At 69.1% G+C, this 16,325-nt stretch carries 16 protein-coding genes and 1 pseudogene; 9 read left to right on the forward strand and 8 right to left on the reverse strand.

Going from position 1 to position 16,325, the window contains the following annotated elements; translation table 11 throughout:
- Nucleotides 1–54 precede the first annotated feature (54 nt).
- Nucleotides 55–825, forward strand: coding sequence for a ChaN family lipoprotein (locus tag ACSFBE_RS20825; protein ID WP_435492443.1), 771 nt, complete (start codon nt 55–57; stop codon nt 823–825).
- Here the strand turns inward: ACSFBE_RS20825 and aptA are convergent.
- A complete protein-coding gene (gene aptA / locus ACSFBE_RS20830) occupies nt 809–2,143 on the reverse strand; it encodes an omega-aminotransferase AptA (RefSeq protein WP_435492318.1) in 1,335 nt (444 codons plus the stop codon). The two genes, ACSFBE_RS20825 and aptA, sit on opposite strands and share 17 nt — an antisense overlap.
- Before the next feature lie 115 nt (nt 2,144–2,258).
- Between aptA and purU the strand changes: the two genes are divergently transcribed.
- Genes purU through ACSFBE_RS20850 form a run of 4 tightly spaced genes read left to right on the forward strand, consistent with a single transcriptional unit; the run spans nt 2,259 to nt 5,738 of the window.
- The gene (gene purU / locus ACSFBE_RS20835; protein ID WP_435492319.1) at nt 2,259–3,104 is read left to right on the forward strand and encodes a formyltetrahydrofolate deformylase; all 846 of its coding nucleotides are present in this window, start codon (nt 2,259–2,261) and stop codon (nt 3,102–3,104) included.
- A 43-nt stretch (nt 3,105–3,147) separates the two neighbouring features.
- The gene (locus ACSFBE_RS20840) at nt 3,148–4,650 is read left to right on the forward strand and encodes an FAD-linked oxidase C-terminal domain-containing protein (protein WP_435492320.1); all 1,503 of its coding nucleotides are present in this window, start codon (nt 3,148–3,150) and stop codon (nt 4,648–4,650) included.
- A gap of 11 nt (nt 4,651–4,661) precedes the next feature.
- The gene (locus ACSFBE_RS20845; RefSeq protein WP_435492321.1) at nt 4,662–5,006 is read left to right on the forward strand and encodes a CidA/LrgA family protein; all 345 of its coding nucleotides are present in this window, start codon (nt 4,662–4,664) and stop codon (nt 5,004–5,006) included.
- Nucleotides 5,007–5,012: 6 nt separating this feature from the next.
- Nucleotides 5,013–5,738, forward strand: coding sequence for an LrgB family protein (locus ACSFBE_RS20850; RefSeq protein WP_435492322.1), 726 nt, complete (start codon nt 5,013–5,015; stop codon nt 5,736–5,738).
- Nucleotides 5,739–5,745: 7 nt separating this feature from the next.
- Here the strand turns inward: ACSFBE_RS20850 and ACSFBE_RS20855 are convergent.
- Nucleotides 5,746–5,970, reverse strand: a pseudogene (locus ACSFBE_RS20855) (YXWGXW repeat-containing protein); the annotation flags it as partial.
- 94 nt (nt 5,971–6,064) lie between these two features.
- On the opposite strand from ACSFBE_RS20855, the gene ACSFBE_RS20860 reads away from it, so the two are divergent.
- The 3 genes from ACSFBE_RS20860 (at nt 6,065) to ACSFBE_RS20870 (ending at nt 8,173) form a co-directional block, all read left to right on the forward strand.
- Nucleotides 6,065–6,700 (forward strand): TetR/AcrR family transcriptional regulator, encoded by a 636-nt coding sequence (locus ACSFBE_RS20860; RefSeq protein ID WP_435492323.1) that lies wholly within the window; start codon nt 6,065–6,067, stop codon nt 6,698–6,700.
- Between the two features lie 48 nt (nt 6,701–6,748).
- Nucleotides 6,749–7,660 (forward strand): arginase, encoded by a 912-nt coding sequence (rocF, locus tag ACSFBE_RS20865; protein ID WP_435492324.1) that lies wholly within the window; start codon nt 6,749–6,751, stop codon nt 7,658–7,660.
- Nucleotides 7,661–7,774: 114 nt separating this feature from the next.
- Nucleotides 7,775–8,173: a response regulator gene (locus ACSFBE_RS20870; protein ID WP_435492325.1), complete on the forward strand. Its 399-nt coding sequence runs from the start codon at nt 7,775–7,777 to the stop codon at nt 8,171–8,173.
- Nucleotides 8,174–8,179: 6 nt separating this feature from the next.
- On the opposite strand, the gene ACSFBE_RS20875 is transcribed toward ACSFBE_RS20870, so the two are convergent.
- Nucleotides 8,180–8,899, reverse strand: a complete 720-nt coding sequence (locus ACSFBE_RS20875) for a DUF2242 domain-containing protein (protein WP_435492326.1) — start codon at nt 8,897–8,899, stop codon at nt 8,180–8,182.
- Nucleotides 8,900–8,984: 85 nt separating this feature from the next.
- Nucleotides 8,985–10,259, reverse strand: coding sequence for a Glu/Leu/Phe/Val family dehydrogenase (locus tag ACSFBE_RS20880; protein WP_435492327.1), 1,275 nt, complete (start codon nt 10,257–10,259; stop codon nt 8,985–8,987).
- A 193-nt stretch (nt 10,260–10,452) separates the two neighbouring features.
- Between ACSFBE_RS20880 and ACSFBE_RS20885 the strand changes: the two genes are divergently transcribed.
- Nucleotides 10,453–11,307 (forward strand): IclR family transcriptional regulator, encoded by an 855-nt coding sequence (locus ACSFBE_RS20885; protein WP_435492328.1) that lies wholly within the window; start codon nt 10,453–10,455, stop codon nt 11,305–11,307.
- Between the two features lie 11 nt (nt 11,308–11,318).
- On the opposite strand, the gene ACSFBE_RS20890 is transcribed toward ACSFBE_RS20885, so the two are convergent.
- The 4 genes from ACSFBE_RS20890 to ACSFBE_RS20905 are packed head-to-tail and all read right to left on the reverse strand — an operon-like array spanning nt 11,319 to nt 16,325.
- On the reverse strand, nt 11,319–12,479 hold the full coding sequence (locus tag ACSFBE_RS20890) for an alpha-hydroxy acid oxidase (RefSeq protein WP_435492329.1): 1,161 nt from the start codon (nt 12,477–12,479) through the stop codon (nt 11,319–11,321).
- 10 nt (nt 12,480–12,489) lie between these two features.
- Nucleotides 12,490–13,392 (reverse strand): 4-hydroxy-tetrahydrodipicolinate synthase, encoded by a 903-nt coding sequence (dapA, locus tag ACSFBE_RS20895; RefSeq protein ID WP_435492330.1) that lies wholly within the window; start codon nt 13,390–13,392, stop codon nt 12,490–12,492.
- Between the two features lie 41 nt (nt 13,393–13,433).
- On the reverse strand, nt 13,434–15,224 hold the full coding sequence (locus ACSFBE_RS20900; protein ID WP_435492331.1) for an ABC transporter permease subunit: 1,791 nt from the start codon (nt 15,222–15,224) through the stop codon (nt 13,434–13,436).
- Between the two features lie 3 nt (nt 15,225–15,227).
- Nucleotides 15,228–16,325 carry an ABC transporter ATP-binding protein gene (locus ACSFBE_RS20905; protein ID WP_435492332.1) on the reverse strand — a complete coding sequence of 366 codons (1,098 nt, stop codon included), beginning with the start codon at nt 16,323–16,325 and terminating at the stop codon, nt 15,228–15,230.

Genomic DNA, 16,325 nt, shown 5'->3' on the forward strand with positions numbered 1-16,325 from the left:
CCGATGCGCTCCTCACCCGCCCCCTGGCGCTTCGCCCTGCCCGCTTGCGCCGTAATGGCCCTCGCCGGCTGTGGCGTGTTTCCGCCATCCGCCGATGCGCCGGCGGCCCGCCGCGTGAGCGCCCTGTTGCCTGCCGATGCGGTGCTGCTGGGCGAGCAGCACGACGCCGCCGAACACCATGCCATCGAACGCGAAACCGTCGAGGCGCTGGCCGCGCGCGGCCGTCTGGCGGCCGTGGCGCTGGAAATGGCCGAGGAAGGCAATGCCACCGGCCACCTGCCGGCCGACGCCACCGAAGCGCAAGTCCAGACCGCCCTGAGCTGGAACGACAAGGCCTGGCCCTGGGCCCACTACGGCCCCGCCGTGATGGCCGCGGTGCGCGCTGGCGTGCCCGTGGTCGGCGCCAACCTGCCGCGCGAGCGCATGAAGGACGCGATGGCCGACGTCTCGCTCGATGCGCAGTTGAGCGACGCGGCCCGTCGTGCGCAGCAGCAGGCGGTGCGCGAGGGCCACTGCAATCTGTTGCCCGAATCGCAGATCGGGCCGATGACCCGCATCCAGATCGCCCGCGACCGCGCCATGGCGCAGGCCGTGGTGAAAGCACGGCAGCCGGGCAAAACGGTGCTGCTCATCGCCGGCGCCGGCCATGTGCTGCGGCCGCTGGGCGTGCCGCAGCACTTGCCGAGCGACCTGCAGGTGAAGAGCGTGCGGCTGGTGGCGGGCTCGCCATCGGCGGTCTCGGGCGCCACCGACTATGACGAGGTCTGGCAGACGCCGCCGCTGCCACCCCGGGACTACTGCGCCGGCGTCAAGCGGCCTTCTTGATCGAATCCGCCAGCGTGTTGACCAGCGTGTCGATGTGCGACTTCTCGACGATGTAGGGCGGCGCGATCACGACCACGTCGCCGGCCGGGCGCACCAATGCGCCCTTGTGGAAGCAGTCCACGAAGATGTCGTAGGCCCGCTTGCCGGGCGCGCCGGCGATCGGCGCCAGTTCCACCGCCGCAGCCAGGCCCAGGCTGCGGATGCCGATCACGTTGGGCAGGCCCTTGAATGCGCTGTGGAAGGCGTTGCCCAGCACCGGGCCCATCTCCCCCGCGCGCGAGAAAAGCTGCTCCTTCTGGAACAGCTCGAGCGTGGCGATGGCCGCGGCCGCCGCGACCGGGTGGCCCGAGTAGGTGTAGCCGTGGAAGAACTCGACGACGTGCTCGGGCGCGTCGTTCTTCATCATCGCGTCGTACAGCTTGTCGCGGCAGATCACGCCGCCCATCGGGATCACGCCGTTGGTGACCGCCTTGGCGAAGTTCAGCATGTCGGGCACGACGCCGTAGTAGTCGGCGCCGAAATTGGTGCCCAGGCGGCCGAAGCCGGTGATGACCTCGTCGAAGATCAAGAGGATGCCGTGCTTGTCGCAGATCTCGCGCAGGCGCTTCAGGTAGCCCTGCGGCGGCACGTACCAGCCGGCCGAGCCGGCGATCGGCTCGACGATGATGGCCGCCACGTTGCTCGGGTCGTGCAGCGGCAGGATGCGCTGTTCCAGCTCGAGCAGCGGGTCCTCGGCCCACACCGGCTCCTGGTTGTGGATGTAGGCATGGTTCACCGGGTCGTGGATGAAGCGCATGTGGTCGACGCGCGGCAGGAAGGCCGTGCCGAAAGCCTTGCGGTTGCCGGGGATGCCGCCGACCGACATGCCGCCGAAGCCCACGCCGTGGTAGCCCTTCTCGCGGCCGATGAACACGTTGCGGTGGCCTTCGCCGCGGGCGCGGTGGTAGGCCAGCGCCACCTTGAGCGAGGTGTCGGCGGCTTCCGATCCGGAGTTGCAGAACAGCACCTTGTTCAGGTCGCCCGGCGCCATCGCCGCGATCATCTCCGCCGCCTTGAAGGCCTTGTCGTTGCTGACCTGGAAGGCGGTCGCGTAGTCGAGCGTGTCGAGCTGCTTCTTGATCGCCTCGTTGATGGGCTTCCGGTTGTGGCCTGCACCCACGCACCACAGCGACGAGATGCCGTCGACGACCTTCCGGCCGTCGTGCGTGGTGAATTCCATGCCGTCGGCGGCGGTGAACACGCGCGGGTCCTTGCGGAAGGCACGGTTGGGGGTGAAGGGCAACCACTGGTTGTCCATGTTGAAGTCGGTGCTGGCCATGGGTCGCTCCTCTGCTGCTCGGACACGAAGAAAGGAAGGGCGATTCTGGCACTTCGACCGCGTTGCGACAGCGGCAGGACAAGGCCGGGGCAGGGCTGCGACAATCTCCGCCCTTATGAGCGCGTACATCCTGACCCTTTCCTGCCCGGACCGCACCGGCATCGTCCATGCCGTCTCGGGCTTCCTCTTGGAGCGCGGCGGCAACATCGAAGAAGCGGCGCAGTACAACGACCACGGCACCGGCCTGTTCTTCATGCGGGTGCGTTTCGCCTGCACCGCGCACGGCCGCGACGTGCTCGCCAAGGAGCTGGGCGAACTCGCCGTGGGCTTCGGCATGGACTGGAAGCTGCACGACGCCGCCCAGCCGGTGAAGACCGTCATCCTGGTCAGCAAGGAAGGCCATTGCCTGAACGACCTGCTGTTCCGCTGGAAGAGCGGCCTGCTGGCCATCGACGTGCGCGCCATCGTCTCGAACCACCGCGACTTCTACCAGTTGGCCGCCAGCTACAACGTGCCCTTCCACCACATCCCGGTGACGGCCGCGACCAAGCCGCAGGCCGAAGCGAAGCAGTTGGAAATCATCGAGGCCGAAGGCTCCGAACTCGTGGTGCTGGCGCGCTACATGCAGGTGCTGAGCAACGACCTCTGCACCAAGCTGGCGGGCCGCGCCATCAATATCCACCACTCGTTCCTGCCGAGCTTCAAGGGCGCCAAGCCCTACTACCAGGCGCACGACCGCGGCGTGAAGCTGATCGGCGCCACCGCCCACTACGTGACGGCCGACCTGGACGAAGGCCCGATCATCGAGCAGGACGTGGCCCGCGCCGACCACACCGACACGGTCGAAGACCTGACGGCCCGCGGCCGCGACACCGAGAGCCAGGTGCTGGCCCGCGCCGTCAAATGGCACAGCGAACGCCGCGTGCTGATGAACGGGCACAAGACGGTCATCTTCAAATAGTCGCCAGCCGCCCTTCGGCCTGGATTCGGCATAGAGTGACGCCATGAACGCGCCCACCACGCCCAGCCAGAATGACCTGATGCAGCGCACGGAGCGCCAGTCGCAGATCGTGCGTGCCCTGCAGGCCCATCTGCCGGCCCATGCGCTGATCTGGCACGCCGAGGACACCACGCCCTACGAATGCGACGGCCTCACGGCCTACCGGCAACGGCCGCTGGTGGTGGCGCTGCCCGAAACCGAGGCGCAGGTGGCGGCGGTGCTCAAGGCCTGCCACGCGCTCGGCGTGCCGGTGGTGGCACGCGGCGCGGGCACCGGCCTCTCGGGCGGCGCGATGCCGCATGCGATGGGTGTGACGCTGTCGCTCGCCAAGTTCAACCGCATCCTGAAGATCGACCCGGTCGCCCGCACCGCCGTCGTGCAGTGCGGCGTGCGCAACCTCGCCATCAGCGAGGCGGCCGCGCCCTTCAACCTCTACTACGCGCCCGACCCGTCGAGCCAGATCGCCTGCACCATCGGCGGCAACGTCGCCGAGAACTCGGGGGGGGTGCACTGCCTGAAGTACGGCCTGACGCTGCACAACGTGCTGCGGGTGCGCGGCTTCACCGCCGACGGCGAGCCGATCGAGTTCGGCAGCGAGGCGCTCGACTGCGCCGGGCTCAACCTGCTCGCGCTGGTCATCGGCAGCGAAGGCATGCTGGCCGTGACCACCGAGGTCACCGTCAAGCTGGTGCCCAAGCCGCAGCTGGCGCGCTGCATCATGGCCAGCTTCGACGATGTGCGCAAAGCCGGCGATGCGGTGGCGGCGGTGATCGCGGCCGGCATCATCCCGGCCGGGCTCGAGATGATGGACAAGCCCATGACGGCTGCCGTCGAGGACTTCGTCAAGGCCGGCTACGACCTCGATGCCGCTGCCATCCTGCTGTGCGAATCCGACGGCACGCCGGAAGAGGTGGAAGAAGAGATCGGCCGCATGACCGCCGTGCTGCGCCAGTGCGGCGCCACCGCCGTCGCCTGCAGCGAGAACGAGGACGAGCGCCTGCGTTTCTGGAGCGGCCGCAAGAACGCCTTCCCCGCGTCGGGCCGCATCAGCCCCGACTACATGTGCCTGGACTCGACCATCCCGCGCAAGCGGCTGGCCGACATCCTGCTGGCGATCCAGCAGATGGAAGTCAAGTACAAGCTGCGCTGCTGCAACGTGTTCCACGCCGGCGACGGCAACCTGCACCCGCTGGTGCTGTTCGATGCCAACGACCCCGACGAACTGCATCGCTGCGAGCTCTTCGGCGCCGACATCCTCGAGACCAGCGTCGCCATGGGCGGCACGGTGTCGGGCGAACACGGCGTGGGCGTCGAGAAGCTCAACAGCATGTGCGTGCAGTTCACCGCCGCCGAGAACGAGCAGATGTTCGGCGTGAAGCGCGCCTTCGACCCCGAAGGCATGCTCAACCCCGGCAAGGTGATCCCGACGCTGCAGCGCTGCGCCGAATACGGCAAGCAAGTGGTGCGCGGCGGTCGCCTGCCGCACCCGGACCTGCCGCGCTTCTAGCGCCTCTGCCGATGAAGGGCTTGCGCGGTCTGGCGTGGTTGCTGGTGTTCCAGTCGATCGGTGAGGTGCTGTCGCGCGGCTGTTCGCTGCCGCTGCCCGGGCCGGTGCTGGGCCTGATCCTGCTGGTGCCGGCACTTCGCTTCGCGTTCGTGCGCGAACCGGTGGCCGACTGCGCCGACTTCCTGCTCTCGCACCTGTCGCTGCTCTTCATTCCGGTGGGCGTCGGCGTGATGACGCACCTGGCGCTGCTGTCGCAATACGGCGGCCGCATGCTGGTGGTGATCGCCCTGTCGACCTGGATCGGGCTGGCCGTCACCGCGCTGGTGCTGTACTGGCCCGAGCGCAAGGCGGGCTGACCCACGATGCCACGCTTCGTCGAACTCTGGGTCTATCTCTCCGCCTCGCCATTGTTCGGGCTGACCGCCACGCTGGTGGTCTACCTGCTGGCCCAGGCGCTCTATGCACGGCTGCGCAATGCGCCCTGGGCCAACCCGGTGCTGTGGTCGGTGGTCGTGCTGGCCAGCGGCCTGACGATCACCCGCGTCGACTACCCGACCTATTTCGCGGGCGCGCAATTCATCCACTTCCTGCTCGGCCCGGCGGTCGTCGCGCTGGCGTGGCCGCTGTGGCAGCGCCGCGCGGAGCTTCGGGCCCGCCTCGGTCGGGTGCTGCTGGCCGCCGTGCTGGGCGGTCTGGCCGCCGGCGGTTCGGCCGTGGCCTTGGGCTGGGCGGTCGGGCTGCCGCACGATGTGGTGATGTCGCTGGCGCCGAAGTCGGTCACGGCGCCGGTGGCGATGGGCATCGCCGAGAAGATCGGCGGCATTCCCGCGCTGTCGGCGGTCTTCGCGGTGCTCACCGGCCTGATCGGTGCGCTCTCGGGCAAGTACCTGTTCGATGCCTTGCGCATCCGCACCAGCCCGGCCGGCTGGCGTGCCCGCGGCTTCGCGCTGGGCACCGCCTCGCACGGCATCGGCGCGGCCCGCGCCCTGCAGGTGAACGCCGATGCCGGCGCCTATGCCGGCCTGGCGCTTGGCCTGCAGGTGGTGCTGGCCGCCTTGCTGCTGCCGCTGGTCTTTCGGCTCTTCTGATCGCGCGTCAGTTGCGGTTGGGGTTGTTCGGGCGCCGGTCGGCTCGGTTGGGCACCCCGTCGCCATCGCGATCCCAGCCGCCTCGGTTGTATTCCCAACGGCCACCGCGATCACGCCACTCCGGCGCACGGTAGGCATAGCCCGGGCGCGCCCGCACGTACTCACCACGCACCCACACGTAATGGCCGCCACGCGCTTCGTAGTGGCCGGGCGCCCAGACATAACCGCGGCGCCGCGACGTGGGGCAGATCAGGGTTTGCGATAGCGTCCGACGCTTGTCACGACCCGGGGCGCCACCAACAATCCTACCCATAGGTAGAACAACAATGACAGCACAGCCCTCCCGCGCCACGTCCAAAACCACGGGCCGCCAGCGGGCCGCCACCGACGCAACCGACCTGCAGCGCGAACGCATCCTGCAGGCTGCGGCCACGCTCTTCGCCGCGCAAGGCTATGCGGCCACCACGATGGCGCAGATCGTCCGCAAGCTGGGCGTGACCAAGCCCTTCGTGTACTACTACTTCCGCGACAAGCAGGAGATCTTCGAGCGCCTCTCGTGGCGCCCCACGGTCGACTGCTTCACCGCGATGGACTTCCCCGCCGACGATACGCGCCCGGCGCGGGCCAAGGTGACCGAAGGCATCGAGCGGCTGATCCGGGCGACGATCGCGCATCATCCCTGCGCCGTGTTTCCATACCGCGAGCCCACGGTGTACCGCCCCGAGTACCGGGCCGCCCAGAAGAAGCTGGCGCGCCATTTCTATGGCCGACTCTGCGCCCTGCTCGAACAAGGCCGTGCCGACGGCGACTTCGATTTCGACGACGTGATGGTCACCGCGCTGGCCGCCTGCAGCCTGCCTGGCTTCCTCTACACCTGGTACCGCCCGGGCGGCCGACTGAGCCCGGAAGAGGCGGTGGCCGCGCTGTCGAAGCTGGCCTGGCGCGTGCTGGGCCTGCGCTGAGGGCTTTCTCCCACACACGCGACCGGCCTTGAGGGCCATCATGCAGCCATGACCCGAACCGTCGAACTGATCGGTGCACCGACCGACATCGGTGCCAGCGTGCGCGGCGCCGGCATGGGGCCGGACGCCCTGCGCGTGGCCGATCTTCCGGGCACGCTGGCGCGCCTGGGCTTCCAGGTCGTCGACGCGGGCAACCTGGCCGGTCCGGCGACGCCCTGGTCCGCACCGGCCGACGGCCTGCGCCACCTGGACGAGGCCGTGGCCTGGAATCGCGCCGTGTACGACGCGGTCGACGCGGCGCTCGGTGCCGGCCGGCTGCCGCTGATGATGGGCGGCGACCACAGCCTGGCGATCGGCTCGATCAGCGCGGTCGCCTGGCATGCCCGGCAGCGCCGCCAGAAGCTGCGCGTGCTGTGGCTGGATGCGCACACCGACGTCAACACGCACGGCACCAGCCCGAGCGGCAACATCCACGGCATGCCGGTGGCCTGCCTGCTGGGGCACGGGCCGGCGGCGTTGACCGGCTGGAGCGGCGAACGCGCCGCGCTCGCGCACGATGCCATTCGCTTCATCGGCATCCGCAGCGTCGACGGCGAGGAAAAGCAGGCCATCCGCACGCTCGGCCTCACCGTGTTCGACATGCGCCACATCGACGAGCACGGCATGCGCAACACCATGACCGAGGCGCTGCAGGACGTGGACGACGACACCCACCTGCATGTGAGCTTCGACCTCGACTGCCTCGACCCGGCCGACGCACCCGGCGTGGGCACCGCGGTGCGCGGCGGCCCGACCTACCGCGAAATGCAGCTCTGCATGGAAATGGCCGCCGACACCGGCCGCCTGGGCTCGCTCGACGTGGTGGAGCTCAACCCAGCGCTGGACGTGCGCAACCGGACGGCCGAAGTGGCGGTCGAGCTCATCGAAAGCCTGCTGGGAAAATCCACGTTGGTGCGTTGAGCCGCACAGCGCTTCAGTGGCCTTCCTACGTGGGAAAAGGGGCGCAAGGAAGTCGCTGGCGAGCGTCAGCGCGTAAAGTGGGCCTTTCCCAGCCCTCGTGACATGCCATTTCCTGTGACTCCAACCTCCGCCCCCGCCGACACGCAAGCGGCCTCGCGGCTGCGGATTCTGGTGGTCGAGGACGACCCCGCCACGCTCACGTCGATGGTCGAAATGCTGGAGTTGCTGGGGCATTGGGTGGCCGGCGTGAAAAGCGCCGAGGTCGCCCGCGATCGCTTCATCGAAGGCGCCTTCGACGTGCTGCTGACCGACGTCGGCCTGCCCGCGCTGTCGGGGCTCGACCTGGTGGACATCTTGCAGGCACAGCACAAGCTGCGCGTCATCTTCGCCACCGGCCAGCCGCGCCCGAGTCATCCGATTCCGGGCACGGTCTGGCTGCAGAAGCCGTTCGGTGTGAACGACCTGCAGGCGGCGCTCCAGGGCATCGAGCCGCCCGCCGACCGCGAACGCTGAGGCGGCTCAGCCGCGCTCGGGCGACGGCGCCACCGGCGTGCCGGCCGGCGCGCTCGGCGGCAGATTCAGGGGCGCGCCGACCGGTGCGCTCTGGGGAACGACCGGCGTGCTGAGCGCCGGTGCGGGCGCCGAGGCCGGTGCAGGGGGTGTCGGCTCCACGGCCTTTTCGTCCACCGCGCCTGACACCAGGTAGCGGTCGAGCAGCGCATAGAAGCGGTCGTAGAAACGCTCGTCGGTGAGCGTCTCGCTCGCCACCTTGACCATCGCGTCGTCGCTCGACGAGAAGGGCAGCGACAGCGAGCCGATGACCCCCACGCCCACGCTGGCCGCGTTGTTCGTCTTCTTGATGCCGTAGCGGTCCTGCAGCGCGGTGACGAAGGCGATGCTCTTGCGCTGGCCCTTCGCCGCCGCCTGGTCGCGCGCGCAGACCACGCGGAATTCGACCTCGACGTGCACTTCGCTGGCCGGCTGGAAGTTCTTGCGACCGGTCACCAGGTCGGCATTGGCCGCGGTGATCAGGTAGCCCTGGCTCAGCAGTGCGCGGCGCGCGGCTTCGCAGGTCTGCGCCTCGCTGGCGGCATAGCTGCGGGCATGGGTGGTGGTGGAGTCGAACTCTTCCGGGTCGTAGACGACGCGCCTGGTCGTGCCGCTGCAGCCGGCGATGAGCAGGGCGAGGAAGGCCGCGGCGAGGCGGCCGGGAGAAGGGCGGAAAGTGAGAGGCGACATCGGCGTGGAATGCTACCCGGTGGACACCGGCCGCCGTCTGAGCCTGCACGCCGCCGATTGTTCCCGCGCCGCTGCGCTCAGGGCATCAGGGGTACAGACCGCGCTCCTGGCGCGCCATCAGGATGCGCTCGCAGGCCACCGCGTAGGTGGCAGTGCGCAGCGTGATCTTGTGCTTGTCGGCCGTGTCCCAGATGTGGTTGAGCGCGTTCATCATGATGCGGTCGAGCCGCACGTTGATCTCGTCCTCGTCCCAGAAGAAGGACGAGAAGTCCTGCACCCATTCGAAGTACGACACCGTCACACCACCGGCGTTGCAGATCACGTCGGGCACGACCAGCACGCCGCGTTCGGCCAGGATGTCGTCGGCCTCCGGCACGGTCGGGCCGTTGGCGCCTTCCAGCACCAGCTTGGCCTGGGTCTTCTTGGCACGCTCGGCGGTGATCTGGCCTTCCAGCGCGGCCGGGATCAGGATGTCGCACGCGACGTCCCAGAACTGCTCGTTCGGCACCTTGTCGCCACCTTCGAAGCCGGCCGCGCCGGCCGGCGTGCGCGAAATCGGGACGAGCTTCTCGAGGTCCAGCCCGTTCTCGTTGACGACGGTGCCCGTGTGGTCCTGGACCGCGACGATCTTGGCACCCGCCTCGGCGAAGAGTTCGGCCGCGACCGAACCGACGTTGCCGAAGCCCTGCACCGCGATGCGTGCGCCGCGCAGGTCGAGCCCGAGCCGGCGCGCCGCCTCGCGCCCGGTGACGAACACACCGCGGCCGGTGGCCTTCACGCGGCCGAGCGAGCCGCCCAGGTGCAGCGGCTTGCCGGTGACGACGCCGGTGGCCGTGCCGCCGACGTTCATGGAATAGGTGTCCATCATCCAGGCCATGATCTGGCCGTTGGTGTTCACGTCGGGCGCCGGAATGTCGGTGTGCGGGCCGATGATGATGCCGATCTCGCTGGTGTAGCGGCGGGTGATCTTCTCGAGCTCTTTCTGTGACAGCTTCTTCGGGTCGACGCGGATGCCGCCCTTGGCGCCGCCGTAGGGCAGGTTCACCGCCGCGGTCTTGACCGTCATCCAGGCCGACAGCGCCATCACTTCTTCCAACGTCACGTCGGGGTGGAAGCGCACGCCGCCCTTGCCCGGGCCGCGGCTCATGTTGTGCTGCACGCGGTAGCCCTCGTAATGCGCGATGCGGCCGTCGTCCATTTCGATCGGCACGTCGACGATCAGCGCGCGCTTGGGGCGCTTGAGCGTCTCGGCCCACTTGGCCAGGTCTCCGAGGTAGGGCACAACGCGGTCGACCTGCTGCAGGTAGGTGCCCCACGGACTGTTGGGCGTGGGATGGACAAAGGACAGTTTCTCGCTCATGGGAAGACCCTCGGTGGATAGACTGGACGGACGATAGCTGGCGCCAGGGGCGGTGCCAAGCGTTATGCGCCGGGCGGGTCGTTTCATGCAGAAGCCGTCATCGGCGCGGCGCCGGCGCTCTCGGCTAAACTCGTTTTCCCCCTCTGCGGCTTTGGCGGCACGCACCGCGAACCCGGGACCTTTGGACCACCACATGCCAGCGACTCCAGGCGCCCGATTGCCGCCCCGACCCGACGACGCCAGCGCCGCCCCTGCCGCCAAGAAGGCGCCCCGGACTTCCTCGCTCTTCATCGGATCGACCGAAAAATCGTTCCAGGTGCTGCAGGCCTTCAACGGCTCGCAGCGCCACATGACGCTGGCCGACATCGCGCGCGCCGCCGAGCTGGACCGCAGCGCCACGCAGCGCGTGGTCTACACACTCGAGCAGCTCGGCTACCTGCGCCGAATTCCCGAGTCGCGCCACTACGGCTTGACCGCCAAGGTGCTGCAGCTGTCGTACAACTACCTGCGCGCCAACGAACTGATCGACAAGGCCTCGCCCTACCTGCTGGAGATCAGCCGCACGCTGGGCGAGACGGCCAACCTGCATGAACTCGACGGCATCGACATCGTGTTCGTGGCGCGCTTCCACGGCCAGCATCTGGTGAACATCGACTTCAACGTGGGCGCGCGGCTGCCGGCCTATTTCACCGCGTCGGGCAATGCCATCCTGACGCGCTTCTCGCACGAGGAGCGGGTGGCGATCCTGGAGCGCACGCCGCTGACGCAGATCACGCCCTTCACCGAGATCGACCCCCAGCGGCTGCTGGCGCGGGTGCAGTCGATGGCCGAGAAGGGCTATGCGGTCATGGCCAACGAGAACGTGCTGGGCGACATCTCGGTGGCCGCGCCGATCACCGACCACCGCGGCATGGCCGTCGCGGCGATCAACATCTCGGTGCCGACCACGCGCTGGACCGTGGCGCGCGTCGAGAAGGAGCTGGCGCCCCATGTGCAGGTGGCCGCAACCTCGATTTCGAAGGCGAAGTTCGGCGGGTACGCCGGTTAGCGCATGTCGGGCTACAGCCGCGCGAGCCGCGCCCGGTGGTCCGCCGAGAGCGCGTCGGTGTCGAGGTCGGCCGCACGCGGCACGCCAAGCAGGCGCAGCGTGATCTCGAACTCGTCGCGCAGCATCTGCAGTACGTCGGCCACGCCCTGCGGCCCCTGCGCTGCCAGGCCGTAGAGCGGCGCGCGACCGAGCAGCACCGCCTTGGCGCCCAGCGCCCGTGCCTTGGCGATGTCGCTGCCGCGGCGGATGCCGCTGTCGACGAAGACATCGAGCCCCATCCCCACCGCATCGACCACCTCGGGCAGGATCTCCAACGGACTCGGGGCGCTCTCCAGCTGGCGACCGCCGTGGTTGGACAGGATCACGCCGTCGACGCCATGGCGCAGCGCGGTGCGTGCGTCGTCCACCGACAGCACGCCCTTGAGCAGCACCGGGCCCGGCCAGTGCTTGCGCAGCCAATCCACCGCGCGCCAGTCGAGCGACATGTCCATCTGACGGCTCATGGCGGCGGCCTGCGCCTGCAGCTCGGCCTTCACGCCCGCGCTGCGCGCGAGGTTGACCAGCTGCGGCGAGCCGCCCTGGCGCAGCATGCGGACGCACCAGCGCGGGTGCGTGGCCAGGTCGAGCAGCAGCTTCGGCGTAAGGCGCAGCGGCATGCGGAAACCGTTGCGCACGTCATGGTCGCGCTTGCCATGCACCAGGGTGTCGACCGTGAGCATGAGTGTCGAGAAGCCGAGGCCGCGGGCGCGCCGCATCATGTCTTCGGCGATGCGGCGGTCCTGCTGGACATAGAGCTGCAGCCACAGCTCGCCCTCGGTCGCTTCCCGGACGCTCTCGAGCAGCGAGGTCGACGCGGTCGACATCGCGAAGGGCAGGCCCGCCGCGTGGGCGGCGCGCGCCAGCACCTCTTCGGCACGCGGCCAGTAGAGGCCGTTCAGCCCGGTCGGCCCGACCACCGCCGGCATCGCGAGCGTCTGGCCGAACACCTGCACCGAGGGGTCGATGCGGGTCACGTCCCGCAACACGCGGGGCCGGAAGATCAGTTGCTCGTACGCAGCGCGGTTGCGCGACAGCGTGCGGCCGTCCTCCGCGCCGCCATCGAGGTAGTCGAAGGCGAAGCGCGACAGGCGCCGACGCGCCAGCGCGCGGTAGTCCTTGACGGCGGGCAGCACGGGCGCCCGCTCAGCCCAGGCCTTCGGTGCGCGCGAGCTGCCGCGCGGCCTCGACGCGCAGGCGCGACTGCAGGTCGGCGGCCGGCGCCACCAGCGGCGCGAGCATGCCCGGCGCGTCGACGCCGATCAGGTCCATCACCGACTTCATCGGGCCGGGGTTGGTTTCGGCGAAGGCCATGTCCATCAGCGGGATCAGTGCGCGGTGCGCGGCCAGAGCGTCCGCCGTGCGGCCGGCGACGGCCAGGTCGTAGATCGCACGCCAGGCGCGCGGCAGCAGGGTCGCCGTCACAACGATGCCGCCGCGCGCACCGGCCGCGAGGTGCAGGGGGAACAGCGAGTCCTCGCCACTCAGCACTGCGAAACTGTCGTCCACGCCCGCCACCACGCGCAGGAAGTGATACATGTCGGTGTTGCAGGCCTTCATGCCGATGATGCGTTCATGCCGGGACAGCTCGTGCAGCACTTCCGGTTGGATCGCCACGCGCGTGCGGTATGGGATCTCGTAGATCAGGATCGGCAGCGGCGACGCGTCGGCGAAGCGCAGGAAGTAGTCGCGCACGCCCGCCTGCGTGGGGTTGGTGTAGTAGGGCGTCACGACCATGAGCGCATCGACGCCGGCATCGGCGAAGGCGCGGCCCGATGCCATCGCGTCGTGGTAGCCGGGGTCGAGTACGCCCGGCACCACCGGCACGCGGCCGCCCACGGCCTCCACGCACAGCGCCGCCATCTTGGCGCGCTCGGCACGCGACAGCGCGCCGTATTCGCCGGTACCGCCGAGCGGCACCAGGCCGTCGATGCCTTGCTTGAGCAGGTAGGCGATCAGCGTGCGTGTGGCCGCGACGTCGATGCTGTCGTCGGCGTGGACGGGGGTGGGGATGGCGGGCAGTACGCCGCGCAGACGGGTCGCGTCCATGGGAGATCCTTGAGGGAGTGTCGAGAGGGAAGAGAAAGCGCTCAGCGGGCCAGGCTGCGACGGCGCAGCCGGTCGGCCACGCCGATCAGCACGGCGACGAAGACGAAAAGGCAGGTCGAGACCGCGGCGATGACCGGCGAGATTTGAAGCGTGACCTCGTCCCAGAACTGCTTGGGCAACGTCGAGTTCAGGCCGCCGGAAGCGAACAGCGAGATGGTGAGTTCGTCGAACGAGGTCGCGAAGGCGAACAGGAAGGACGACATCAGGCCCGCCATCAGGATCGGGAAGGTCACGTAGCGCAGCGTCTGCAGCGGCCGCGCGCCCAGGCTCTGCGCGGCCAGGTCGAGCCGCGTGTCGTAGTTGCGCAGCACCGCCATCATCGTCATCACCACGTAGGGCACTGAGATCACGGTGTGGCCGAGGATCAGGCCCAGCGAGGTGCCGACGAGCCCGACCTTGGCGAACAGGTAGAACATGCCGACGGCGATGATCATGCGCGGCACGATGATGGGCGAGAGCACGAAGGCCAGCAGGAGCGACTTGCCGCGCATCTGCGAACGCGCCAGCAGGAACGCCATCGGCGTGCCGATCAGCATCGACAGCACGCCGGCGCCGGCGCCCACCACCAGCGAGCGCGTGAGCGCCTGCATCCACAGCGGCGACGCGAACATCTGCGCGTACCACTGCAGCGAGAAGCCGCGCGGTGGCCAGTTCAGGCCCGAGTTGCCGGCGAAGGACAGCGGAATCATCAGCACCGTCGGGATGCTGAGGAAGCCGAGCAGCACCAGCACCACCATCAGCATGCCGCGCGACTGGCCCGGCTCGCTGGCGTGCGTGCGACGACGGCGACGCGGCAGCAGGCGCGCGAGCGCATCGCTGGCCTTGCCGAGCGCGGCGAGGATCGCCTCGCCGGCCGCGTGCGACCAACCCGAGGCCGCCATCGGCCGTGCGCGGTCCGACGCGCTGCCGGTCATCGTCGACAGGCCCAGCAGCCGGTCGTAGAGCGCGAAGACCGCCAACACCACGATCAGCAGGGCCACCGACACCGCACCGGCGAAGCCCCAGTTCAGCGTCTGCTGCACCTGGTCGATGATGATCTGCGTGATCATGGTTTCGCGGCGGCCGCCCAAGAGCGCCGGGAAGATGAAGAAGCCGATGGCCGTGACGAACACCATGATGGCCGCCGCGGCCACGCCGGGCAGCGAGAGCGGGAAGTACACGCGCCAGAAGGCCGAGCCGGGGCGTGCGCCCAGCGTGAGCGCGGCGCGCGGCAGGTTGCGGTCGATGTTCTCCATCACCGACAGCATCGTGAGCACGGCCAGCGGCATCAGCGCGTGCACCATGCCCACGAGCGTGCTGCCGAAGCTGTAGAGCAGGCTCATCGGCGCGTCGACGATGCCCAGCGCCAGCAGCAGCTGGTTGACCACGCCGTTGCGGCCCAGCAGCACGATCCACGCGAAGGCGCGCACCAGGAAGCTGCTCCAGAACGAGAGCAGCACCCAGAACAAGAGCCGGCCCTTCTTCTGCTGCGGCAGCGAGGAGATGAGGTAGGCGATCGGGTAGCCGGCGAGGACCGAGAAGAAGGTGGTCCAGAGCGAGATCTTCAGCGTGATCAGCAGCACGTTGAGGTACACCGACGACGCGAAGAGCTGCCGGTACGACGCGAGGCTCAACGCGCCGTCCTTGTAGAAGCTCAGCAGCAGCAGCTGCGCCACCGGGTAGACGAGCAGCGCCAGCAGCAGGAGCAGCATCGGCGCCGCGAGCAGCAGGTTGCGGCGCAGCGCGCGCCCTGCGGGGCGCTTGGAGGCGACAGGATGAACGGCCGAGGACATGGCCTACTCCGAGATGGCGACCGCGTCGGCCGCCTGCCAGTGCAGCGAGAGCGTTTCACCGACGCTGTAGCGGGTGCTCTGCCGCGAGGTCGGGAAGGCGACGGTGATCGGCGTCTCGCCGGCGAAGGGCGCCTGCAGGTACAGCTTGGTGAGGCTGCCGGTGATCATCACGTCGAGCACCTGCGCCGACAGCGCCGGCGCACCGGGTGCATCGGGCACGGCGTGCTGCACGCCCAGGTTCTGCGGCCGCACCAGCACCTGCACCTTCCGGCCCGGTGCCGGCACGGTGCCGTGCACGGCGGCACCCGCCTGCACGCGGCCGCCGTCGAGCGTCACCCGCACGCCGTCACCCTCTGCGCCGGTGACGGTCGCCTCGAACAGGTTCGATTCGCCGAGGAAGTCGGCGACAAAGAGCGTGCGCGGGCGGAAGTACAGGTCGGCCGGCGTGCCGAGTTGTTCGATCTGGCCGCCGTTCATCAGGCAGATGCGGTCGGACATCGTCATCGCCTCTTCCTGGTCGTGCGTCACGTACACGATGGTCGTGCCCAGCTCGCGGTGGATGCGCTTGATCTCCATCTGCATGTGGTCGCGCAGCTTCTTGTCGAGCGCGCCGAGCGGCTCGTCCATCAGGATGATGGCCGGCCGATACACCATGCAGCGCGCCAGCGCGATGCGCTGCTGCTGCCCGCCCGACAGCTCCTTCGGAAAGCGCTGCGCCACGTGCGGCAGGCGCACCATCTCCAGCGCCTCCTGCGCCTGCTGGCGCGCCTCTGCCGGCTTCACGCCGCGCATCTTCAGCGGGAAGGCGATGTTGTCTTCCACCGTCATGTGCGGAAAGAGCGCGTAGTTCTGGAACACCATGCCGATGTCGCGCTCGTATGGCGCGCCGTAGGTCACGTCGACGCCGTTGATCAGCATCGTCCCGCTGTCGGGCTGCGAGAGCCCGGCGATCAGGCTCAGCAGCGTCGTCTTGCCGGAACCCGAGGGGCCGAGCAGCGTGAGGAACTCGCCGTTGGCGACCTCCAGGTCGGTGGGCGCGAGGGCGGTGACGTCGCCGTAGCGCTTGCACAGGCCGGAGATGGTCAGATTGGACGAAGGCAT

The organism is Variovorax sucrosi (genome assembly GCF_051216635.1).
Lineage (GTDB): Bacteria > Pseudomonadota > Gammaproteobacteria > Burkholderiales > Burkholderiaceae_C > Variovorax.

Bases quoted from the DNA above. Each gene is read 5' to 3' on its own strand.
- ACSFBE_RS20825 (WP_435492443.1), top strand. From the start codon at position 55: ATGGCCCTCGCCGGCTGTGGCGTGTTTCCGCCATCCGCCGATGCGCCG.
- aptA (WP_435492318.1), bottom strand. From the start codon at position 2,143: ATGGCCAGCACCGACTTCAACATGGACAACCAGTGGTTGCCCTTCACC.
- purU (WP_435492319.1), top strand. From the start codon at position 2,259: ATGAGCGCGTACATCCTGACCCTTTCCTGCCCGGACCGCACCGGCATC.
- ACSFBE_RS20840 (WP_435492320.1), top strand. From the start codon at position 3,148: ATGAACGCGCCCACCACGCCCAGCCAGAATGACCTGATGCAGCGCACG.
- ACSFBE_RS20845 (WP_435492321.1), top strand. From the start codon at position 4,662: ATGAAGGGCTTGCGCGGTCTGGCGTGGTTGCTGGTGTTCCAGTCGATC.
- ACSFBE_RS20850 (WP_435492322.1), top strand. From the start codon at position 5,013: ATGCCACGCTTCGTCGAACTCTGGGTCTATCTCTCCGCCTCGCCATTG.
- ACSFBE_RS20860 (WP_435492323.1), top strand. From the start codon at position 6,065: ATGACAGCACAGCCCTCCCGCGCCACGTCCAAAACCACGGGCCGCCAG.
- rocF (WP_435492324.1), top strand. From the start codon at position 6,749: ATGACCCGAACCGTCGAACTGATCGGTGCACCGACCGACATCGGTGCC.
- ACSFBE_RS20875 (WP_435492326.1), bottom strand. From the start codon at position 8,899: ATGTCGCCTCTCACTTTCCGCCCTTCTCCCGGCCGCCTCGCCGCGGCC.
- ACSFBE_RS20880 (WP_435492327.1), bottom strand. From the start codon at position 10,259: ATGAGCGAGAAACTGTCCTTTGTCCATCCCACGCCCAACAGTCCGTGG.
- ACSFBE_RS20885 (WP_435492328.1), top strand. From the start codon at position 10,453: ATGCCAGCGACTCCAGGCGCCCGATTGCCGCCCCGACCCGACGACGCC.
- dapA (WP_435492330.1), bottom strand. From the start codon at position 13,392: ATGGACGCGACCCGTCTGCGCGGCGTACTGCCCGCCATCCCCACCCCC.
- ACSFBE_RS20900 (WP_435492331.1), bottom strand. From the start codon at position 15,224: ATGTCCTCGGCCGTTCATCCTGTCGCCTCCAAGCGCCCCGCAGGGCGC.
- ACSFBE_RS20905 (WP_435492332.1), bottom strand. From the start codon at position 16,325: ATGCCTTCGTCCAATCTGACCATCTCCGGCCTGTGCAAGCGCTACGGC.